Raw genomic sequence first — 1,027 nt, 5'->3', positions numbered from 1 at the left:
GCCGGGCCGGTGGCGGGCATCATCCCGTCCGGGAGGAACTGTCCCTTGTCCTGGGCGAGGGCTGCGGTGTAGACGTCCTTGGTGATCAGACCGTTGTTGGTGTAGGACGCCGGCAGCGCGTTGGCGATGTCCGCGGCGGAGTGGGTGTTGATCCAGTGCATCGTCGCGACCAGCGCGTCGACCACCTTCTGCGCGGTGTCCTGGTGCGACTGGACCCAGCTGTTCAGGGTGAGCACGCCGGCGGCCGGCCAGGTGCCGCCGAGCCACTTGGTGGCGCCCTCGGAGCTGGAGAGGTCGAAGACGGAGACGCCGGCCCCGGCCTTCTCGACCGCGCTGACGGTGGGCTGGGTGGTGATGGCGCAGTCGACCCGGTGCTGCTGCAGGGCGGCCAGCAGGGTGGACCCCTGGCCCACGCCCACCCGGTGGAACTGGCTGGTGGAGAGGTTGTAGTGGGCGGCCAGCTGCTGGATCAGGTCGTCGGTGCCGGAGCCGAGGTCGGTGACGCCGATGCTCTTGCCCTTGAAGTCCGCGGGGGTGGTGACCCCGGAGGTCTTCGAACACATCACCCGCTCGCCGGGGGCGCCGCTGAGCTGGGCGAGGTTGATGACGTCCTTGCCCTTGGCCTGGAAGTCCCAGGTGTGGATGTACCAGGCACCCGCCATGTCCACCTGGCCCGACGCCATCGCGTCCTCGGCGCCGACACCGCCGTTGGACTCGGTGCTGAGCTGCATGTCGACGCCGTACTTCTTGTAGAAGCCGAGCTGCTGGGCCAGCTCGTACGGCAGGTAGATCTGCTTGTCGATGCCGCCGACCATCATGGTGACCTTCGGCAGGCTGCCGCCGCCGCTGGAGCTGCTGGAGCCGCTGCTGGAGGAGCCGCAGGCAGTCAGTGCGACGGTGGCGAGCAGGCCGCCCGTCATCGCGAGGGCCAGGGTGCGGCGGGATCTCTTGGTGATCTTGGTGGTGAACATGACAGACACTCCTTTGTGCGGTGAGGGTGGGGGTGCACGGTGCGGGTGGGGCCAGG

General features: G+C 68.8%; 1 protein-coding gene. It reads right to left on the bottom strand.

Annotated elements, in window-relative coordinates; translation table 11 throughout:
* The coding region (locus tag ABH941_RS40900) for an ABC transporter substrate-binding protein (protein ID WP_370138619.1) at positions 1-971 on the bottom strand (971 nt) is incomplete at its 3' end.
* Positions 972-1,027: the final 56 nt, after the last annotated feature.

Source organism: Streptacidiphilus sp. EB103A (genome assembly GCF_041261405.1).
Lineage (GTDB): Bacteria > Actinomycetota > Actinomycetes > Streptomycetales > Streptomycetaceae > Streptacidiphilus.
This window is presented reverse-complemented; position numbering and strand designations above follow the sequence as displayed.